The 18,918-nt window shown below is 65.5% G+C and carries 22 protein-coding genes; 12 read left to right on the forward strand and 10 right to left on the reverse strand.

Going from position 1 to position 18,918, the window contains the following annotated elements:
• The first annotated feature begins 198 nt into the window (after positions 1 to 198).
• From MUO32_RS16335 to MUO32_RS16350, 4 genes are all read left to right on the forward strand, one after another.
• The gene (locus MUO32_RS16335; protein ID WP_257949419.1) at positions 199 to 1,428 is read left to right on the forward strand and encodes an ROK family transcriptional regulator; all 1,230 of its coding nucleotides are present in this window, start codon (positions 199 to 201) and stop codon (positions 1,426 to 1,428) included.
• A complete protein-coding gene (locus MUO32_RS16340) occupies positions 1,429 to 1,857 on the forward strand; it encodes an RbsD/FucU family protein (protein ID WP_257949420.1) in 429 nt (142 codons plus the stop codon).
• 98 nt (positions 1,858 to 1,955) lie between these two features.
• Positions 1,956 to 2,132 carry a hypothetical protein gene (locus MUO32_RS16345; protein ID WP_257949421.1) on the forward strand — a complete coding sequence of 59 codons (177 nt, stop codon included), beginning with the start codon at positions 1,956 to 1,958 and terminating at the stop codon, positions 2,130 to 2,132.
• 124 nt (positions 2,133 to 2,256) lie between these two features.
• Positions 2,257 to 2,982, forward strand: a complete 726-nt coding sequence (locus tag MUO32_RS16350) for a type 1 glutamine amidotransferase (RefSeq protein WP_257949953.1) — start codon at positions 2,257 to 2,259, stop codon at positions 2,980 to 2,982.
• Here MUO32_RS16350 and MUO32_RS16355 read toward each other — a convergent pair.
• Positions 2,979 to 4,358 (reverse strand): PLP-dependent aminotransferase family protein, encoded by a 1,380-nt coding sequence (locus tag MUO32_RS16355; protein ID WP_257949422.1) that lies wholly within the window; start codon positions 4,356 to 4,358, stop codon positions 2,979 to 2,981. The two genes, MUO32_RS16350 and MUO32_RS16355, sit on opposite strands and share 4 nt — an antisense overlap.
• A 92-nt stretch (positions 4,359 to 4,450) precedes the next feature.
• Here MUO32_RS16355 and MUO32_RS16360 point away from each other — a divergent pair, with 92 nt between their 5' ends.
• From MUO32_RS16360 to MUO32_RS16375, 4 genes are all read left to right on the forward strand, one after another.
• The gene (locus MUO32_RS16360) at positions 4,451 to 5,173 is read left to right on the forward strand and encodes a pyridoxamine 5'-phosphate oxidase family protein (protein ID WP_257949423.1); all 723 of its coding nucleotides are present in this window, start codon (positions 4,451 to 4,453) and stop codon (positions 5,171 to 5,173) included.
• Positions 5,174 to 5,347: 174 nt separating this feature from the next.
• Positions 5,348 to 5,959, forward strand: a complete 612-nt coding sequence (locus MUO32_RS16365; protein WP_257949424.1) for a bifunctional 2-polyprenyl-6-hydroxyphenol methylase/3-demethylubiquinol 3-O-methyltransferase UbiG — start codon at positions 5,348 to 5,350, stop codon at positions 5,957 to 5,959.
• 291 nt (positions 5,960 to 6,250) lie between these two features.
• Entirely contained in the window at positions 6,251 to 6,997 is a 747-nt protein-coding gene (locus MUO32_RS16370) for a F0F1 ATP synthase subunit A (protein WP_257949425.1), read from the forward strand.
• Positions 6,998 to 7,150: 153 nt separating this feature from the next.
• Positions 7,151 to 7,339 (forward strand): hypothetical protein, encoded by a 189-nt coding sequence (locus tag MUO32_RS16375; RefSeq protein ID WP_257949954.1) that lies wholly within the window; start codon positions 7,151 to 7,153, stop codon positions 7,337 to 7,339.
• 147 nt (positions 7,340 to 7,486) lie between these two features.
• Here MUO32_RS16375 and lepA read toward each other — a convergent pair whose 3' ends face one another.
• Together lepA and MUO32_RS16385 are read right to left on the reverse strand one after the other, a co-directional pair.
• Positions 7,487 to 9,319 carry a translation elongation factor 4 gene (gene lepA / locus MUO32_RS16380; protein WP_257949426.1) on the reverse strand — a complete coding sequence of 611 codons (1,833 nt, stop codon included), beginning with the start codon at positions 9,317 to 9,319 and terminating at the stop codon, positions 7,487 to 7,489.
• 61 nt (positions 9,320 to 9,380) lie between these two features.
• Positions 9,381 to 10,631: an MFS transporter gene (locus MUO32_RS16385; RefSeq protein WP_257949427.1), complete on the reverse strand. Its 1,251-nt coding sequence runs from the start codon at positions 10,629 to 10,631 to the stop codon at positions 9,381 to 9,383.
• A 143-nt stretch (positions 10,632 to 10,774) separates the two neighbouring features.
• Here MUO32_RS16385 and MUO32_RS16390 point away from each other — a divergent pair, with 143 nt between their 5' ends.
• Both MUO32_RS16390 and MUO32_RS16395 read left to right on the forward strand, forming a co-directional pair.
• Entirely contained in the window at positions 10,775 to 11,353 is a 579-nt protein-coding gene (locus tag MUO32_RS16390) for an XRE family transcriptional regulator (RefSeq protein WP_257949428.1), read from the forward strand.
• Positions 11,354 to 11,367: 14 nt separating this feature from the next.
• The gene (locus tag MUO32_RS16395) at positions 11,368 to 11,889 is read left to right on the forward strand and encodes a GNAT family N-acetyltransferase (RefSeq protein ID WP_257949429.1); all 522 of its coding nucleotides are present in this window, start codon (positions 11,368 to 11,370) and stop codon (positions 11,887 to 11,889) included.
• Positions 11,890 to 11,945: 56 nt separating this feature from the next.
• On the opposite strand, the gene MUO32_RS16400 is transcribed toward MUO32_RS16395, so the two are convergent.
• From MUO32_RS16400 to pcaD, 6 genes are all read right to left on the reverse strand, one after another.
• Positions 11,946 to 12,122, reverse strand: a complete 177-nt coding sequence (locus MUO32_RS16400; RefSeq protein ID WP_257949431.1) for a hypothetical protein — start codon at positions 12,120 to 12,122, stop codon at positions 11,946 to 11,948.
• 100 nt (positions 12,123 to 12,222) lie between these two features.
• On the reverse strand, positions 12,223 to 13,278 hold the full coding sequence (locus tag MUO32_RS16405; RefSeq protein ID WP_257949432.1) for a 3-carboxy-cis,cis-muconate cycloisomerase: 1,056 nt from the start codon (positions 13,276 to 13,278) through the stop codon (positions 12,223 to 12,225).
• A gap of 59 nt (positions 13,279 to 13,337) precedes the next feature.
• Positions 13,338 to 13,952 (reverse strand): protocatechuate 3,4-dioxygenase subunit alpha, encoded by a 615-nt coding sequence (gene pcaG / locus MUO32_RS16410; protein WP_257949433.1) that lies wholly within the window; start codon positions 13,950 to 13,952, stop codon positions 13,338 to 13,340.
• Positions 13,952 to 14,701 (reverse strand): protocatechuate 3,4-dioxygenase subunit beta, encoded by a 750-nt coding sequence (pcaH, locus tag MUO32_RS16415; RefSeq protein ID WP_257949434.1) that lies wholly within the window; start codon positions 14,699 to 14,701, stop codon positions 13,952 to 13,954. The genes pcaG and pcaH overlap by 1 nt, the downstream gene beginning before the upstream one ends.
• A gap of 7 nt (positions 14,702 to 14,708) precedes the next feature.
• Positions 14,709 to 15,107: a 4-carboxymuconolactone decarboxylase gene (gene pcaC / locus MUO32_RS16420; RefSeq protein ID WP_257949435.1), complete on the reverse strand. Its 399-nt coding sequence runs from the start codon at positions 15,105 to 15,107 to the stop codon at positions 14,709 to 14,711.
• Positions 15,100 to 15,912 (reverse strand): 3-oxoadipate enol-lactonase, encoded by an 813-nt coding sequence (pcaD, locus tag MUO32_RS16425; protein WP_257949436.1) that lies wholly within the window; start codon positions 15,910 to 15,912, stop codon positions 15,100 to 15,102. The genes pcaC and pcaD overlap by 8 nt, the downstream gene beginning before the upstream one ends.
• A gap of 94 nt (positions 15,913 to 16,006) precedes the next feature.
• Here pcaD and pcaQ point away from each other — a divergent pair, with 94 nt between their 5' ends.
• Together pcaQ and MUO32_RS16435 are read left to right on the forward strand one after the other, a co-directional pair.
• Complete coding sequence (gene pcaQ, locus MUO32_RS16430; protein WP_257949955.1) at positions 16,007 to 16,930, forward strand: pca operon transcription factor PcaQ; 924 nt, start codon at positions 16,007 to 16,009, stop codon at positions 16,928 to 16,930.
• Between the two features lie 66 nt (positions 16,931 to 16,996).
• A complete protein-coding gene (locus tag MUO32_RS16435; protein WP_257949437.1) occupies positions 16,997 to 17,728 on the forward strand; it encodes a 3-keto-5-aminohexanoate cleavage protein in 732 nt (243 codons plus the stop codon).
• On the opposite strand, the gene pobA is transcribed toward MUO32_RS16435, so the two are convergent.
• Positions 17,722 to 18,894 carry a 4-hydroxybenzoate 3-monooxygenase gene (gene pobA, locus MUO32_RS16440; protein ID WP_257949438.1) on the reverse strand — a complete coding sequence of 391 codons (1,173 nt, stop codon included), beginning with the start codon at positions 18,892 to 18,894 and terminating at the stop codon, positions 17,722 to 17,724. The two genes, MUO32_RS16435 and pobA, sit on opposite strands and share 7 nt — an antisense overlap.
• Positions 18,895 to 18,918: the final 24 nt, after the last annotated feature.

Here is an 18,918-nt window from a genome sequence, read left to right on the forward strand (position 1 = left end):
CTTCCGAGCCTGAGAAAAACACCAAAAGAAATGCCTGTCAATAAATAAATCGAATTGAATTATTAATCCGATGTGGCATGCTGGCGGAAAGAACGGGTGTAAGCCCCGGCTGCATCGTTTCCGATGGAAGAGCGGAACGGCAACCGATAAGACGACCGGAAAGGGCGCTTCGCGCCGCGGCCGGTACGGGAGGAGACGATGAGCAAACATGCTGCGACGGCGCCTGCCGCGTCGGCCGAAATCCTCGATCCCAGCGGGGGCGCCAACCAGGTGCGCGTGCGCGCCTATAACGAGCGCCTCGTCATGTCGCTGGTGCGCCGGCACGGCAGCCTGTCGAAGGCCGATATCGCCCGGCGTAGCGGCCTTTCGGCCCAGACCGTCACCGTCATCATGCGCGCGCTGGAGGCCGAGGGTCTGTTGATGCGCGGCGAGCCGATGCGCGGCAAGGTCGGCCAGCCCTCGGTACCGATGCGGCTCAATCCGGATGCCGTCTATTCGATCGGCCTGAAGATCGGCCGGCGCAGTGCCGATATCGTGCTGATGGATTTTGTCGGCGGCATCCGTCAGCAGGTGCGACTGACATTCCCCTATCCCATGCCCGGCTCGCTGCTGGCCTTCGTGGAGGAGGGGCTGGCGGAACTGGAAGCCTCGATCACGCCGGAAGAGCGCACCCGCATTGCCGGCTTCGGCGTTGCGGCACCCTTCGAGCTGTGGAGCTGGGCGGGTGAGGTGGGGGCCCCGCAGGCCGATATGGATCAGTGGCGGGGCGTCGATCTCGAGGCGGAGATCGCCCGGCGCGTGCCCTATCCGGTAACGCTGCAGAACGACGCCACCAGTGCCTGCGCCGCCGAGCTGGTCTTCGGCCTCGGCCCGCAATATCCCGATTTCCTCTACCTCTTCATCGGCTCCTTCATCGGCGGCGGCGTGGTGCTGAACTCCGCGCTGTTTACCGGCCGCACGGGCACCGCCGGCGCCATCGGCCCGCTCCCCGTGCAGGGCCGCAACGGCGAGACGGTACAGCTCCTGAAGATCGCCTCGATCTATCGGCTGGAAAACCTGCTGCGCGAACACGGTATCGATCCCAAACCCGTCTGGTATTCGCCCGACGACTGGGTGGATTTTGGCGCGCCGCTGCAGATCTGGATCGACGACATGGCGGCGGCGCTCGCGCAGGCGGTCGTCGCTTCGGCCTCGGTCATCGACTTCTCCGCCGTCGTCATCGATGGCGGTTTTCCCGCCTGGGTGCGCGAGCGCGTGGTTTTGGCCACGCAGGCCGCCGTCGCCCGGCTCGACCTTCAGGGCGTCACCATGCCCGAGATCGTCGAGGGCGCGGTCGGCAGCCGGGCGCGATCGATCGGCGGGGCGAGCCTGCCGCTGTTCTCCCGCTATCTTCCCGACCACAATGTCCTCTTCAAGGAGCTTGCCTGAATGTTGAAAGGTATCGACCCCATCCTGAGCCCCGAGCTGCTCGCCACGCTGCGCGCCATGGGCCACGGCGACGAGATCGCCATCGTCGACGGCAACTATCCCGGCGTCGAACATGCCCGCCGCCTCATCCGTCTCGACGGCGTGGCGCTCGTCCCCGCCATCGATGCCGTGCTCTCGATCATGCCCATCGACGATTTTGTCGAGGAGGCGATCTTCCGCTCGACCTATCGCCAGGAGCGCGACACGCTGGAGCCGGTCCACCACGAGATCGTCGCCTGCTGCGCCCGCCACGAGCCGGACCGTGCCGTCGTCCCCCTCGTCGGCGCCGATTTCTACAACCGCGTGCGCGCCGCCCATACGCTGGTGCAGACCAGCGAGCCACGGCTCTATGCGAATGTGATTTTGCGCAAGGGCGTCATCTATCCCTGATCCTGTTTCGTCGGGAACAGCGTGGGGCGGAACGACATGGGAAAGTCTGGTCACCGGATGAGAGAGGCTCATCCCCAACAAGAGATCAGGAGAGACCCATGCGCAAGATCATCGTTTCCGCCACTGTCGCCCTCGTCGCCGTCGTCTCCTTTGCGGCGCCTTCCCAGGCCGGCTACTACAGCTACGACTACCAGCCCTATTGCTTCATCAAGAAGATCAAGTCCTACGACTACTACGGCAACATCGTTATCAAGCGCATCAAGGTCTGCCGCTGAGATCCCTCTTTCTGAGATCCTCCCCATCTCGCCCGGCTCGAAAGAGCCGGGTTCTTTCTGTCTGGGCACTTGAACCGCGCAAAAGGGCATGGTTGTGTCGCGCGATATCGAAAGGGAGTATCGCATGCGGGTTCTGGTGGTGGAAAACGACAGGGTGACGCTGCTCGGGCAGATCGGCGTCGCGCTTGAGGAAGCAGGCGCAGAGCTCGATATTTGCCGCCCCCATGCCGGTGATGCCATCCCCGTTGACGAGATCGGCCATGATGCCATCGTGGTCATGGGCGGCCCGCAGAATGCCCGTGACGATGAAAATCACGCCTATCTGCCTGAACTCGCCGCCCTGATGCGCCGCTTCGGCGATGCCGACAAGTCGGTGCTTGGGGTCTGTCTCGGCAGCCAGCTTCTGGCCCGGGCCTATGGTGCGGAAAATCTCATCGGCACCCATCCGGAGTTCGGCTGGTGCATGGTGGCGCTGACGAAGGAGGGGGCGGTCGATCCGGTTCTTTCGGCTGCGTCCGGCACCTTTCCGATCTTCGAATGGCATAGCGATTCGTTCACGCTGCCCGAGGGCGCCGTGCGGCTTGCCGGCAACGCCAGCGCAGAAAACCAGGCCTTTCGCCTCGGCCGCGCCATCTACGGCACCCAGTTCCATTTCGAGGCGAGCCGTCCGGTGGTCGAGGAATGGGTCGGGACCTTCCCGGACCTGATCCGAGGCATGGCCCCCGAGTGGCATGCGCGGCGCGCAGAATTTGCCGAGGAGCATGGCCCGAGCGCCGATGCCACCGGTCTGGCGCTTGCCCGCGCCTGGGTCGCGACGATCGGTGCGGCTGAAGCGCGCCGCGTCGCCTAGCGGCCGGCGATATCGGCGGCGAAGCGTTTTGCGGCGGCTTCCAGAATCTCGGGCGCAAAGCCGGAGAAGCCGATCACCAGGCCCTGCCGCGGCGCGTGGGTGACGGCCATGGCCGAGAGCGCCCGGACCCCCAGCCCCGCCTTGCGGGCGATCTCCACCGCCTCAATATCGGGAAGCGACGCGGGCAGCGCTGCGACGAGGTGCAGGCCCTGATCCGGTATCGCGACGGACAGGTTTCTTGCCGTTGCAAGCCCGGCCACCAGCGCATCGCGGGCCGCTTGCGCCCGCCGTCGGGCGCGGCGAAGATGCGCGGCGAAATGGCCTTCGCGAATGAGATCCGTCAGGGCGGCTTCCGCCAGCGTCGGCGGGCTGCGGTCGGTGCGGATGCGCAGTGCGATGACCGTGTCGAGCAACGCGTCGGGGATCACGGCATAGCCGAGCCGCAGGCCGGGAAACAGCACCTTGGAGAAGGTGCCGAGATAGATCACGCGTCCGCTGTCATCCATGCCCTGCATGGCGGCGAGCGGCGGGCCGGCGAAGCGGAACTCGCTGTCATAATCGTCCTCCAGGACCCAGCCGCCGGTCTCCCGCGCCCAGTCGATGAGGGCAAGGCGGCGGCGCATGCTCATGGCGACGCCGAGCGGGAACTGGTGTGAGGGCGTGACATAGACCGCCTTCGCGCCCGGTGCCGCGCGCCCGATATCCGCTCCCTCTTCATCGACAGGTAGCCCCGACAGGGCAAGACCGGCGCCGGCAAAGGCGGCACGGGCGCTTGGATAACAGGGATCCTCGATCATCACCCGGTCGCCCGCGGCGAGTGCTGCGCGGATGACGAGGTCGATGCCCTGCTGCGTGCCCGTGGTGATGACGATCGATCGCGCCTCGCAGCGCACGCCGCGGGCCTGCCGCAGATAGGCGGCGACGGCCTGGCGCAACGCATCGCCGCCGCGCGGATCGCCGTAGTAGAAATGCTCCGGGCCGGGGCGGGCGAGATGGCGCGACAGCAGCGTGCGGAACAGGTCGAGCGTGCGGCTATCCGCCATCGCCACACCGAGCGTGCCCGGCAGCGGCATTTGGGGCGCATTGCATTCCGAAGACACGGATATGGCCGTCTTTACCGTCGGCACCCGTCCGGCAACGAACGTGCCCGCACCGGTGCGCGCCACGGCATAGCCCTCGGCGATCAGCATTTCGAAGGCGGCGACCACGCTGCCGCGCGACGTCTTCAACCGATGGGCAAGGTCGCGCGAGGGCGGCAGCTTGGCTCCGGGCGGAATGTCACCCGCCTCGATCAGCCGGCGCAGTTCGCGGTAGAGCGCCGGCGTGCGTTTTCCCGCTGCTGGCAGGACGGGGATGAGCGAGGACCAATCCGGCAAATTGGTTTGAATTTTTTCGTCTGAATTGGTGCTTTTTCGATCCAATCGCATAGCGCACCATGGCGGCATAGTGTTTGAAAGGCAAGACCCGCATGACCGCCGAGACCGAAACCGCCACCTATCCTGTCACCCCGCGCAACCGCGTCAAGCGCCTGCACGAACGCGGCAGCTACGACCGCGCCGCCGTGCATGCCATTCTCGATGCGGCCATGCTCTGTCACGTCGCCTATGTCATCGACGGCCAGCCCTATACGACGCCGACGCTGTTCTGGCGCAAGGGCGATACGCTCTACTGGCACGGTTCGTCGGCGAGCCGCATGCTGCGCCACCTCAAGGCCGACACGCCCGCCTGTCTCACGGTTGCCCATCTCGACGGGCTGATACTGGCGCGCTCGGGCTTCAACCATTCGGCCAACTACCGCTCCGCCATGTGTTTCGGCACCGCACGCCTCGTCGAGGATCCGGAGGAGAAGATCGAGGCGATGCGCGACGTCGTCGACCGTTTCTATCCCGAGCGCAGCGCGCTTTTGCGTCCCATCACCACCCAGGAGGCCAAGGCCACGACTGTCATCGCCATGCCGATCGACGAGGCGGCTGCCAAGGTGCGGGCCAAGGGCGTCGGCGACGACGAGGAGGATTTCGCGCTCCCCATCTGGGCCGGCGTCATCCCCGTGAAGACCGTGATCGGCGAGGCCGAAACCTGTCACCGGCTTGTAGCAGGCGTCGACAAGCCCGAGACGCTGTCGATCTTCCCCGAGGGCGGGCGACTGGATGACGCACTCAGGACGGGGCAGCGGATCTACGAGGACGGCTGAACGCAACATTGCGTTCTCCCTGCGGAAGCTGGCGTGAAACCGCGTCCATGGTTCTATCTCTCGTCCACCATCCCGGGCTCGATGCCGGGGCGGGCCGAATGGCGCACGACGATTGACATGAGGCGGCATAAGCCTTTCCGTCGCAGGTAGCGTACGGGAGAGCGAGGCAGGGCCATGAACGACATTCTGGACGGCTATGCCGCCGCCGCGACGCCAGAGCTGATCGAGCGCTACGAGGCCTTCGATCCGGTGGCGCTCTACGCACCCGTGCTCGACCTGCTGCCGCAGACACCCGGCCGCGTCGCCGATATCGGCACCGGCACGGGGCGGGATGCGGCGTGGTTTGCCGGCCAAGGGCACCGGGTTCTGGCGGTCGAGCCGGTCCGGGCACTGCGCGAGGCCGGGATGTCGCGGCATGGCGACAAGGGCCTCACCTGGCTAAACGACACCCTGCCGGAACTGGCGGCAACGCGACAGCATGGACCGTTCGATCTCGTGACGCTGAACGGCGTGTGGCAGCATATCGACGAGGCGGCACGCGCTATCGCTTTGCCGGTGCTGGCGGGGATGCTCGCGCCCGGCGGGCGCCTCGTCCTTGCGCTGCGCCACGGTGCCGGGGCTGCCGGCCGGCCCGCCTTCCCGATTTGCGACGACGACACGATTGCGGCCGCCGCCGGCTGCGGCCTCATTTTGCTGCGGTGCCGGGAGGCGGGATCGCACCAGGCGGCGAACCGGGCGCTCGGTGTCCGCTGGACCTGGATGGTGTTCGAGCGGCCATTGGCGTGATCTGCTGCTGGGCGGGCCGGTCAGCGCCGAATTGAGGGGTGCGGTTGCTTTCGATGGTCCTTGCCATCGGCCGATGCAGCGGCTAAACAGCCTTCGCGCTGGACGACCAGCGCCTTGTTCGTTCCGGGGACGGCCCCTCATCTCGCAATCGAGAGAGAATGCCGCGACCCATGAACCCTTCACTCCCGTTCGTTCTGAAATCTGCCGCGCGGCCCGCGCGTGCCTTGCATCGCCGCGTCGCGATCACGGCGCGCTCTCTTGTCGTGCGCCTTGCCTTTCCGAGGATATCCGATGGCCGGACCCATTGAGCAATTCGAGATCAAGCCGCTAGTCCCGTTCGAAATCGGCGGACTGGACCTCAGCTTCACCAATTCCTCCGCCTATATGGTGGCGACCGTCGTGCTCGCGAGCGCCTTCCTGCTTCTGGCGACGGGCCGGCGCGGCCTGGTGCCCAGCCGCTGGCAATCGGGCGCGGAAATCGTCTACGAATTCGTCGCGACGACGCTCAGGGCCAATGCCGGCGAACAGGGCATGCGCTTCTTCCCGCTGGTGTTCTCGCTCTTCATGTTCATCCTGGTGGCAAACCTCGTCGGCATGTTTCCCTATGCCTTCACGGTGACGAGCCATCTCATCGTCACCTTCGCGCTTGCCATGCTGGTCTTCGCGACCGTGACGCTCTACGGCCTGTTCCGGCATGGCGCCGGTTTCCTGAAACTCTTCGTGCCGGACGGCGTGCCGCTGATCCTGACGCCGATCATCGTGCCGATCGAGGTGATCTCCTATCTCTCCCGCCCCGTCAGCCATTCCGTGCGTCTCTTCGCCGTCATGCTGGCCGGGCATATCACGCTCAAGGTCTTTGCCGGCTTCGTCGTCTCGATGGGCGAACTCGGCACGCTCGGCCTTCTGGGCGCGGTGCTGCCGCTCGCCATGACGGTGGCGCTGACGGCGCTGGAACTGCTGATGGCGATCATCCAGGCCTACGTCTTCACCATGCTGACCTGCATGTATCTGAACGACGCGCTGCATCCGGGCCATTGACGGCCTCCGGTCCTGTGCCGATTCCGCACAGGATCGGGCATCCGGCCGGCTTTGCCGTTCACGCGATGGAAAGTGCCGTCGCGTAGAACGTCAAGGGATCAACGGGGCCACCGCAATGCAGAAGCCGGCATCCTGAACACGGCCCTCCAGGGCATGGCGAGCGAGACGGCGCGGGCCGAGAAAATCGCCCGCAGCATCACCGGCGGGGCATCACCCACGAGCGATCCGGCCATGGACATGCTGGACCTCATCTCCGCCGAAACCGGCTTCGGCGCCAACGCCGCCGTGTTCGAGACCGGTGCGGACCTCTGGGAGGTTCTGGCGAGTATCAAGCGGGATTGACCCTTGCCCCCCGTTATCCTCGGGCTGGACCCGAGGATCCAAGTGAGAGCGCGGGGCATGGATGGTCGGGTCAAGCCCGACCATGACGAAGGAGGAGGGGCGACGTCGTCGTCGCAAAAAAAGGGAGGCAGCGCCTCCCTTTTCGTCTTATTCGTCGCCCATCTTGAGCGCTGCGATGAACGCTTCCTGCGGGATTTCGACCTTGCCGAACTGGCGCATGCGCTTCTTGCCGGCCTTCTGCTTGTCGAGCAGCTTGCGCTTGCGGGTCGCGTCGCCGCCGTAGCACTTGGCGGTCACGTCCTTGCGCAGCGCCGAGATGGTCTCGCGGGCGATCACGTTGCCGCCGATGGCGGCCTGGATCGGGATTTTGAACATGTGCTTCGGGATCAGCTCCTTGAGCTTCTCGCACATGTCGCGGCCACGCTTTTCGGCGGCCATGCGGTGCACCATCATGGAGAGCGCATCGACCGGCTCGCCGTTGACGAGGATCGACATCTTTACCAGATGGCCTTCCTGGTGGTTGGTGATCTGGTAGTCGAAGGACGCATAGCCCTTGGAAATCGACTTCAGGCGGTCGTAGAAATCGAAGACCACTTCGTTGAGCGGCAGGTCGTAGGTCAGCATCGCGCGGGTGCCGACATAGGTGAGTTCCACCTGGATGCCACGACGGTCCTGGCAAAGCTTGAGGATGCCGCCGAGATAATCGTCCGGCGTCAGGATGGTGGCGCGGATCCACGGCTCGTGGATTTCCTTGATCCTCACGACGTCAGGCATGTCGGCCGGGTTGTGCAGCTCGCGCTCCGTACCGTCGTTCATGAACAGCTTGTAGACGACCGACGGCGCCGTCGCGATCAGGTCGAGGTCGAATTCGCGCTCGAGGCGTTCCTGGACGATTTCGAGATGCAGCAGCCCGAGGAAGCCGCAGCGGAAACCGAAGCCGAGCGCGGCGGACGATTCCATTTCGAAGGAGAAGGACGCATCGTTGAGGCGCAGCTTGCCCATGGCGGCGCGCAGGTCCTCGAAGTCGGCGGCATCGACCGGGAACAGGCCGCAGAACACCACCGGCTGCGCCGGCTTGAAGCCCGGCAGCATGTTGGCGGTCGGGCGCTTGTCCTCGGTAATCGTATCGCCGACGCGGGTATCGGCCACTTCCTTGATGGAGGCGGTGATGAAGCCGATCTCGCCGGGGCCGAGCGCCTCGACGGTGACCATCTTCGGCGTGATGACGCCGACGCGTTCCACCTGGTACTTCGCGTCCGTGCCCATCATGCGGATGGTCTGGCCCTTTTTCAGCACGCCATCGAGAATGCGCACGAGCACGATGACGCCGAGATAGGTGTCGTACCACGAATCGACGAGCAGTGCCTTCAGCGGCGCGGTCTCGCCGCCCTCGCTCTTCGGCGCGGGCAGCTGGTGGACGATGGCTTCCAGCACGTCGGGAATGCCAAGGCCGGTCTTGGCCGAAATCAGCACGGCCTGCGAGGCGTCGATGCCGATGACTTCCTCGATCTGCTCGCGGATGCGGTCGGGCTCGGCCGCCGGCAGGTCGATCTTATTGAGGACCGTGACGATCTCGTGGTTGTTGTCGATCGCCTGGTAGACGTTGGCGAGCGTCTGGGCTTCGACGCCTTGCGACGCATCCACCACGAGCAGCGAACCTTCGCAGGCCGACAGCGAGCGCGACACTTCATAGGCGAAGTCGACGTGGCCGGGCGTGTCGATGAGGTTGAGAACGTAGGTCTCGCCATTATTGGCGACATAGTGCAGGCGCACGGTCTGCGCCTTGATGGTGATGCCGCGCTCCTTCTCGATATCCATGTTATCGAGGACCTGCTCCGACATTTCGCGCGCGGCAAGGCCGCCGGTCGACTGGATCAGCCGGTCGGCGAGCGTCGACTTGCCGTGGTCGATATGGGCCACGATCGAGAAATTGCGGATATGGTCGAGGGGCGTCGAATTATTGGTGCTCATGCGCGCCATATAGCAGCGGGCGAGATTCCCGCAAAGCGGTAAATGAAGGGTTTCCTGCGCTCCAGCACCGCTATTCTGGGACGTTCTGGCCTTCGACGAGTGCGCCGGCATTTGGCACCTGGGCGCTGCGGATCTCAAAACTCTCCCGCGCCTCCATCGGCACGGTCTCGCGACGGCGCAGGCGATGGGTGACGAAGGCGGCGTAGAGGACCGCGACAGCCATCGCGGCATAGATGAAGGTCTTGGGGCCGTAGATGGGGGTGAGCGCCGTGACCGCCAGCGGAACGAGCGTTGCCGAAGCCGACCAGGCGACGAGAAGGGTGGAGGCGAGCGGCACGAAATCCTCCGGGTCCGTGCGGTCGTTGGCATGCGCATTGGCGATTGAATAGACGCTCTCGACCGCCCCCGCCCAGAGTGCGAAGACCAGAATGAGGACGGCGAAAGCCTGGAATGAGACGAAGAGGGCGGCGACCGCTGTGCCTGAAATCAGCAGGCAGGTGAAGATCAGCACGATGCGCCGGTCGATACGGTCGGACAGGGTGCCGAGCGGATATTGCACGAAGAGCAGGCCGAACTGCATGACGAACATCAGCAGCGCCACGTCGGTCTGGCTGACATTGTTGGTGGCGGCGTAGATCGGCGTAAAGCCCTGCACGACCATGGAGAGCCCGCCGGCGGCGAGCACGCCGATGAGGGCGACGGGGGAATTGCGCCAGGCCATGGCGAAATCGACGCTGACGCGGGCGGGTGCGGGCGGCGTCGGCAACCGGGTCAGGCCGATCGGCAAAAGGGCGATGGTGGTGACGAAGATGGTGACGAGGGGCGCGAGGTTGCCGTCGGCCGGCATCTGCCCGAACAGCCAGGCGCCAACGCCGAGCCCCAGCACATAGGCCATGTAGAAGAACGACATGGCCTTGCCGCGCCAGCGGTTGTCGGCCGCGTGGTTCAGCCAGCTCTGCGCGATGATGAAATTGGAATTGCCCGCCGCACCATAAATGCCGCGCGCCAAAATCCAGACAAGCGGGTTGACGCCGAGCGCCACGAGGAAGGCGGCGATGAGGACCAGCGCCATGGAGCACGAGAAGGCGCGGGCATGGCCGACGCGGCGGATGACCGGCCCTGCGAGAATGCAGCCGAGCAGGCCGCCAAAGGCGATGGCCGTGACGGCAGCACCCGGCGTCCACGAGGGTGCATCGGCGCGCGACAGGACATAGGGCACATAGGCGAGCATGATGCCGTTGCCGATCGCCACGAAGGTCATCGAGACGACGATGGCGGTGATGGAAAAGAGCGAGGATGCCCGCTGCGTTTCACCTGTCATCTGTCTGCCCCCCCTGATTCTAGCGGCGTCACCATATCGGGATGGGCGATGTCGCATTGTCGCTGGAGCGGCATGGCGGAGAATTATTTTCAGATGGGTTGATGCCTGTTGACTCCATTATACGAGACAATTAATCCATAATAATGGAAAACGAAACGGATCCCCTGGAAAGCGCGATTGGCGAGCGTGTGCGGCTGCTGCGCACCGCGCGCAACCAGACGCTCGACGACCTCGCAAGCGCGTCCGGCGTCAGCCGGGCGATGATCTCGCGCATCGAGCGCGGCGAGGCGAGCCCGACGGCGCAGCTTTTGTCGCGGCTCTGCGCGGCGCTCGACCTGACGCTCTCGGCCTTCTTCGCCTTTTCGCAGGAGGACGGCGATCCGCTGTCGCGACGGGAAAAGCAGACGGTCTGGCGCGATCCGGAAACCGGCTACCAGCGCCGTGCCATCTCGGCGCCGAACACGGTTTCGCGTGTCGAGGTGATCGAGGTGGAGTTCCCGGTGGGCGCCCGCATGGCCTATCCGCCGGAAACGGCGAAGGCGGGCATGACGCAGCATGTCTGGCTGTTTTCCGGCGAACTCCGCATGACGATCAAGGACGTCGTGCACGACCTTCGCCCCGGCGATTGTCTCTACATGAGCATCACCGAGGGCCACGTCTTCGAAAACCCCGGCAGTGAACCGGCCCACTATGCCGTGGTGCTGGACCGCGGCCGCACCTGACCCTTGAGGAAGCGATGAGCGATATCAGACTGCTCGACCCTGCCGAAACGCGCGCCCGGCTGGGTGAGCTTGCCGACGTGCTGGCCGATTGCGTGACCGGCGGCGCCTCCGTCGGCTTCATGGCACCCTATGGGCCTGATGATGCGCTGCCTTTCTGGGAAGGGGTCGCAACGGCTGTCGGTGAAGATGCGACGCTGCTCTTTGCCGCCGAACGGGAGGGGCGCATCGTTGGCACGGTGCAGGTCGGCATCCGCCAGATGCCGAACCAGCCGCACCGGGCGGACGTCAAGAAGCTGCTGGTCATGGAAAGCGAACGCGGCCGCGGCCTCGCCCGCGCGCTGATGGCGGCGGCCGAAGCCGAAGCCGCCCGGCGAGGCAAGACTGTGCTGGTGCTCGACACCGCCACCGGCAGCCCCGCCGAGACCGTCTACGAGCGGCTCGGCTGGCAGCGCGCCGGCGTCATTCCGGACTATGCGCTCTATCCGGACGGGCGCTATTGCGCGACGACGTTCTTCTACAAGCGCATCGGCGAATGACAAAACCCGGATGCAGGGCACATCCGGGTTTTGCGGAGGTCGGCGGGAAGGCGTGATTACTTGCAGACCTTGATCTTCTTGATCACCAGGTTGCCGTAGTAATCGTAGGACTTGACCTTCTTGATGAAGCAGTGCGGCTTGTGGCCGTAGCTGTAATAGCCGGCCTGCGAGGGGGCTGCGAAGGAAACGGCGGCAAAGAGCGCGACGGTGGCGGAAACGATGAACTTGCGCATGGGGATCTCCTGATCTCTGAGGGATGAGCCTCTCTCATCCGGTGTGAGCAGACTTTCCCACGATTTTTCGCCGCCCGCTGTTCCGGATGGAACAGGGATTTTATTCGCTCCCCAGCCGACGAATGGAGGCGAGAAGCTCTGCGCCGAGCCGGAGGGATGCACCGCAGGCGACGGCCATCTGCGGCAGGATCAGCCATTCGAGCGTCCAGGCCGCGCCTGAGCGTTCCTGTTCGTGCACGGCCGCCTGCGCCAGCCCGCCGAGTTGGGCGGCGTTGAAGCGGGCGAGTGTGACAAGCACTTCGGCGGCAACAGGGTTCTGCTTGTGCGGCATGGCGGAGGAGGCACCGCCGCCGGCAAGCGCGATCTCCGCGCCGCGATCCGCCAGCAGTGCGATGTCCTGCCCGATCTTGCCGAGGCTGCCGGTGATGGCGGCAAAAATACCCGCGAGCTCGCCGATGCGATCGCGCTGGCTATGCCATTGCGGCGCGTCGACGAGGCCGAGTTCGCGGGCGAGCACCGCGCGCACGGCCGGCCCCTTGCCGCCGAGCTTTTCCAGCGTGCCGGCTGCGCCGCCGAACTGTACGGCAAGGCCGCTGCCGGCAAACGTCTGCAAGCGTTCGGCCTGTCGTTCGAGCGGGGAGCGCCATGCCGTGATCCGGTCAGCCGCGGTGATGGGTATCGCCGCCTGCATGCGCGTGCGCCCCATGAGCGACCGCGCACCAAAAGCGGAGGAAAGGCCTCCGAGCGTGGTAACCAGCGCCCCCAAGCGGGTTTCGAGGACGGGCGGGAGCCGCGAGAGACGCAGCATCAGGCCGCTGTCGACGACATCCTGGCTGGTCGCGCCGAAATGCAAGTGTTTGCCATGGGGCTCACCGATGACGGTGCGTAACTGGCGCACGAAGTCCGGCACGACGACACCGTCGCGGGCGGTGGCTTCGCGCAGGCTCGCAACATCAGGCGCGAAACGGTGTGCGGCAGCGGCGATCGCATCGGCGGCCGCCGCCGGAATGACACCTTGATCCGCTTGCGCCTTCGCCAGCGCCACCTCGAAGGCGAGCATGGCTTCAAGCTCTGCGGCCATGGAGAACAGACCGGCCACTTCGGCATCGCCGACGAGGCCGGACAGGTAGGGGTGATCGAAGGGGGAAACGGTCATGGTGTCCTCTTTTCGGGAGGGGCGAGCGCGCATGATAGCCGACTGCAGTCTTCCTGCCGCTAGATATCGAAGAACACCGTCTCCTTTTCGCCCTGCAGGTGGATGTCGAAGCGGTAGTGGTCGCCGTCTCCGGCCGCGATCAGGGTCGGTACGCGTATGCGGTGTTCGATGCTGGCGAGCACGGGATCTTCGGCGTTCGCAGCCTCCTCGTCGGAGAAGTAGAGACGCGTGTTGAGACCGAGATTGATGCCGCGGGCGACGATCCAGACGGAGATATGCGGGGCCATCGGGCGGCCGTCGCGGAAGGGGACACGGCCGGGTTTGATGGTCTCGAAACGGTATTCTCCGGTCACACCGTCGGTGGCGCAGCGGCCCCAGCCGGAAAAGTCGGGGTCGGCGCTGCCGCGCAGTTCCGAGGGACTGTTGTAGAGGCCGGCGGCATCGGCCTGCCAGATTTCCAGCAATGCATCCTTCAGCGGCGTGCCGGTGCCGTCGAGAACACGGCCGGTGATGGTGATACGCCGGCCGCGCGTCCTGTCGTTCACCATCGTCGCGCCGAGATCGCTGTCGTAGACGCCGTGGATGCCGGCAACATTCGGGGTGAGGCCGATATGGACATAGGGGCCTGCGGTCTGCGACGGGCTTTCCTTGAGATAACCGAGCGGCTGGACCATCAATTGCCCTCCATGCGGTTTTCGAAGAGCGTCGAGCGGCGCCCGCGCAGCACGATGTCGAACTTGTAGGCGCGCGCATCCATGGGGATCGTGTTGGCCCAGTCCAGCGCGGCGACCAGCTGCTCGACCGCCGCCCTGTCCGGGATCGTCTGCACGATGGGACACTTCCAGATCATCGGATCGCCTTCGAAATACATCTGCGTGATCAGCCGCTGGGCGAAGCCGTGGCCGAAGACGGAGAAATGGATATGCGCCGGGCGCCAGTCGTTGACGCCGTTCGGCCAGGGATAGGGGCCGGGCTTGATGGTGCGCAAGGCGTAACAGCCGTCCGCGTCGGTGATGGTGCGCCCGCAACCGCCGAAATTCGGATCGAGCGGCGCGAGGTAGCTTTCCTTCTTGTGCCGGTAGCGCCCGCCGGCATTGGCCTGCCAGAATTCCAGGAGCGCGCCGGGCACCGGCCGCGCCCGCTCGTCGAGCACGCGACCATGCACGATGATGCGCTCGCCGATGGCGCTTTCGCCTGATCTGGCGAAATTGTGGATCAGGTCGTTGTCGCGTTCACCCAGAATCGAATGGCCGAAGACCGGCCCCGTGATTTCCGACAGCGTGCCGTCGAGCGACAGAAGCGTCTTCTGCGGCGAGCGCAGCACGGAGGTCTTGTAGCCGGGGGTGAGACCCGGCGGATGCCACAGGCGGTCGCGGGAGAAGAAGGCGCCGGTTTCGGGATTTCGGTTGGAAGGATCGCGCATCGTCGCCTCAGGCCGCCTGTTCCGCATCCATATCCGCAAAGACCTGCTTGGCCATGCGGATCGCCCGGTTGGCGGCCGGCACGCCGGCATAGATGGCCACATGCAGCAGCGCTTCGGCAATGTCTTCGCGGCTCGCACCGGTATTGACGGTGGCACGGACATGCATCGCCACCTCTTCGTCATGGCCCAGCGCTGCCAGCAGCGCGATCGTCACCAGGGAGCGCTCGCGCTTCGTCCAGCCGGGGCGCGACCAGACGGCACCCCAGGCGCTTTCGGTGATCAGCTCCTGAAAAGGCTGGTCGAAGGCGGTGGCGGCGGCACTGGCGCGGTCGACATGGGCGTCGCCGAGCACGGCGCGACGCGTCGCCATTCCCGCGCGGTAGCGCTCTGACTGCGGTTCAGGCATGCAGCTTTCCTCCGACGGGAAGGGTATCGATGAAGGCGCGGATCATCTCTGTCAGCATTTCCGGTTGCTCGACGCAGGGAATGTGGCCTGCATCCTTGATGACCTCATAGCGCGCGCCGTGGATGAGTTTTGCCATGGAGAGCACGAGATCCGGCGGCGTCGAACCGTCCTGGTCGCCGACGACGCACAGCGTGGGCACTGCTATGCGCTTCGTCTGCTCGGTGAGGTCGGCATCGCGCAGCGCCGCGCAGGTGGCGGCGTAACCCACGGCGGACTGGCGCGTCAGCATGTTGCGGTATCCGTGATAGGCGGCGTTCTCCGGCCGGCGGAAGGCGGGGGTGAACCAGCGCTCCATGATGCCGTCGGCAAGGCTCTCGATGCCCCTCGTCTCGACGCTTTCGATGCGGGCGTTCCACGTTTCCGCCGTGCCGATCTTGTGCGCGGTGTCGCAGAGAACGAGCCCTTTCACGAGGTCCGGGCGGTTTGCCTCCAGCCCCTGCGCGATCATGCCGCCGACCGAGAGGCCGCAGATCACGGCTTCCTTGACGTTCAGCCGGTCGAGCAGGGCAGCGAGATCCAGCACATGGTCGTCGATCGAATAGGGCACCTGGCCGAGGTCGGAAAGGCCATGGCCGCGCTTGTCATAGGTGATGATCGGGAAATCACCGGCAAGGCGCACGACGACGTCGCGCCAGATGCGGAAATCCGTGCCGAGCGAGTTGATGAAGACGATCACCGGCTTGCCGGCCGGGCCGCCGATCAGCTGGTGATGCAGGATCACGTCATTGACGGTTGCGAATTGCACATCTGTCTCCTTCCAATTCGCAGATTGGTTTGGCAATCTGGTTCGGTAAAATGATATTTTCGGCCATTCCAATAACGTATGGGTTATGAAGTCCGTGATCGATAGCCGCATCAAGGTCCGCCATCTCCAGACCTTTGTCGAGGTGGCGCGCCAGAAGAGCGTGATGAAGGCCGCCGGCCTCCTGCATGTCAGCCAGCCGGCGGTGACGAAGACCATTCGCGAGCTGGAGGAGGTCCTCGGCGTCGCCGTCTTCGAGCGGGACGGACGCGGGATCAGGATCACCCGCTACGGCGAGGTGTTTCTCAAACATGCCGGTGCCGCGCTGGCGGCGCTGCGGAACGGCCTCGATTCCGTTTCGCAGGCGCGCGCGGGTGCCGCGCCGCCCGTCCGCATCGGCGCGCTGCCGACAGTCTCGACGCGCATCATGCCCGGCGCGATGCGGCTCTTTCTCGGAGAGGAAACCGGCGCGCGGGTCAAGATCGTGACGGGGGAGAATGCGGTGCTGCTGGAGCAGCTGCGTGTCGGCGATCTCGATCTCGTCATCGGGCGCCTGGCCGCGCCCGAGCAGATGACGGGCTTTTCCTTCGAACATCTCTATTCGGAGAAGGTGGTGTTTTGCGTGCGAGCCGGGCATCCGCTGCTGGCCGGCGGCGCGCTCCTTGCACGGCTCGGTGCCTTTCCGGTGCTGATGCCGACGCGGGGCTCGATCATCCGCCCCTTCGTCGAGCGTTTCCTGATCGCCAACGGCATAGGCGAGGTGGCGAACCCGATCGAGACCGTTTCCGACGCTTTCGGCCGCGCCTTCGTGCGCGAAGGCGATGCGGTGTGGATCATTTCCGAGGGCGTGGTGGCTGGCGATATCGCCGAAGGCGTGCTGGCGGCGCTGCCGCTCGATACGAGCGAGACGAAGGGCCCCGTCGGCCTCACCATGCGCGCGGATGCCGTGCCCTCCCTGCCGCTCGCCATCCTTATGCAGACAATCCGGGACGTGGCGGGAGCGATTACACGGTCGCCCTAGTCGCGGTTGCGCAGTGCGGCCGGCCGTGTCAGCCTCGGTCTCCAGATCGCACGGGGAGAGCATGGGATGATCATTCAGGCCTGCATCAACGGCGCGCGCGACGCGACGTTTCACCCGGCGCTGCCTTTGACCCCGCAGGCGATGGCGGCCGATTGCCTTGCCTGTGTTCTGGCCGGCGCCGGTGAAATCCATCTGCATACGCGCGATACGGATGGCCGCGAGAGCCTGGCACCCGAAGCGATGGACGGGACGATGCGATTGGTTCGCGTGGTTGTACCCGGAACCCTCGTCGGAGTATCGACCGGCGACTGGATCGAAAAGAGCGATGCGCGCACGCTCGCGGCCATCGCCACGTGGCAGGTGCTGCCGGACTATGCTTCGGTCAACCTGTCGGAGCCGGCAGCGCCTGCCGTCATGCGGCAGCTTTCGGCGCGCGGGGTGGGGATCGAGGCGGGGCTTGCCTCCGTCGCCGATGCGGAGCGTCTCGTGGGCCTTACGCTGGAGCGGCCGCCGCTGCGCATCCTGATCGAGATCGCCGAACAGGAATTTGGCGAGGCCACCCGGGTTGCCGACGGCATCCATGCGGTTCTCGAGAAAGCCGGCCTCCGGCGGCCTATTCTGCTGCATGGCATGGACGACACGGTCTGGCATTTTGCAAGGCTCGCAGCCGCCAGGCGCTGGTCGACGCGCGTCGGCCTGGAGGATGGCAGGTTGCTGCCGGACGGCGCACCGGCGCCGGACAATGCGGCGCTGGTGCGGGCGGCTGTCGAGATCTATCGGCAGGCTGCCGCTCAATAGGGCAGGCCCACGTAATTTTCAGCCAGCACCGTCTCGGCCGCGCGGGAATGGGTGAGGTAGGCGAGTTCGGCCTCCTGGATCTTCTGGTCGAAGTCGCCGGTGGCGGGAAAGCGGTGCAGCATGCTCGTCATCCACCAGGAAAAGCGGACGGCCTTCCACACGCGGCCAAGCGCCCGCCCGGAATAAGCATCGAGCGCTGCATTCGAGCGGTCCTGATAGTGTTCAAGCAGGCCCGTTGCGAGGTAGTGCACGTCGCTGGCGGCGAGGTTCAGGCCCTTGGCGCCGGTCGGCGGCACGATATGGGCGGCGTCGCCGACGAGAAAGAGCCGGCCGAAGCGCATCGGCTCGGCGACGAAGGAGCGCAGCGGGGCGATGGATTTCTCGAAGCTCGGGCCGGTCGTTATCGCCTCGGCATGGTGGGCGGGCAGGCGTCGGCGCAGCTCGTCCCAGAAGCGCTCGTCGGACCATGCCTCGACCTTCTCGTCCTGCGCGCACTGGATATAGTAGCGGCTGCGAGTGCGCGAGCGCATCGAGCAGAGCGCAAAACCGCGCGGATGATTGGCATAGACAAGTTCGTCATCGACCGGCGGCACGTCGGCGAGAATACCGAGCCAGCCGAAGGGATAGACTTTTTCGAAGGTGCGGATGGCGCCTTGCGGTACGGCCTTGCGGCTTGCGCCGTGAAAACCGTCGCAGCCGGCGATGAAATCGCAGTCGATGCGATGCGTCACGCCGTGCTTCTCGTAGGTGACATGGGGCGTCCCGCCATCGAAGCCATGCGGCACCACATTCGCCGCCTCGTAGATCGTTAGCCGGCTTTCGGCCTCGCGCGCTTCGACGAGGTCGCGCGTCAGCTCGGTCTGGCCATAGACAATCACGCGCTTTCCGCCCGTCAGGTCGAAGAGATCGATGCGGTGGTCGCGGCCGTCGAAGGCGAGAGAGAAGCCGTCATGCGGCAGGCCTTCCGCCCGCAGGCGTCTACCGACGCCGGCCGCCTCAGCCAGTCGTGCCGTGCCTTCCTCCAGGACGCCGGCCCGAACGCGTGCCAGAATATGGGCCCGGCTGGAGCGATCGAGTATGACGGTATCGATGCCCGCCTTGCCGAGAAATTGTCCGAGCAGCAGACCTGATGGACCCGCGCCGATGATGGCGACCTGAACGCGCACGATGTCCTCCCACCTGACGTTTCG

Source organism: Shinella sp. CPCC 101442, assembly GCF_024704725.1.
Lineage (GTDB): Bacteria > Pseudomonadota > Alphaproteobacteria > Rhizobiales > Rhizobiaceae > Shinella.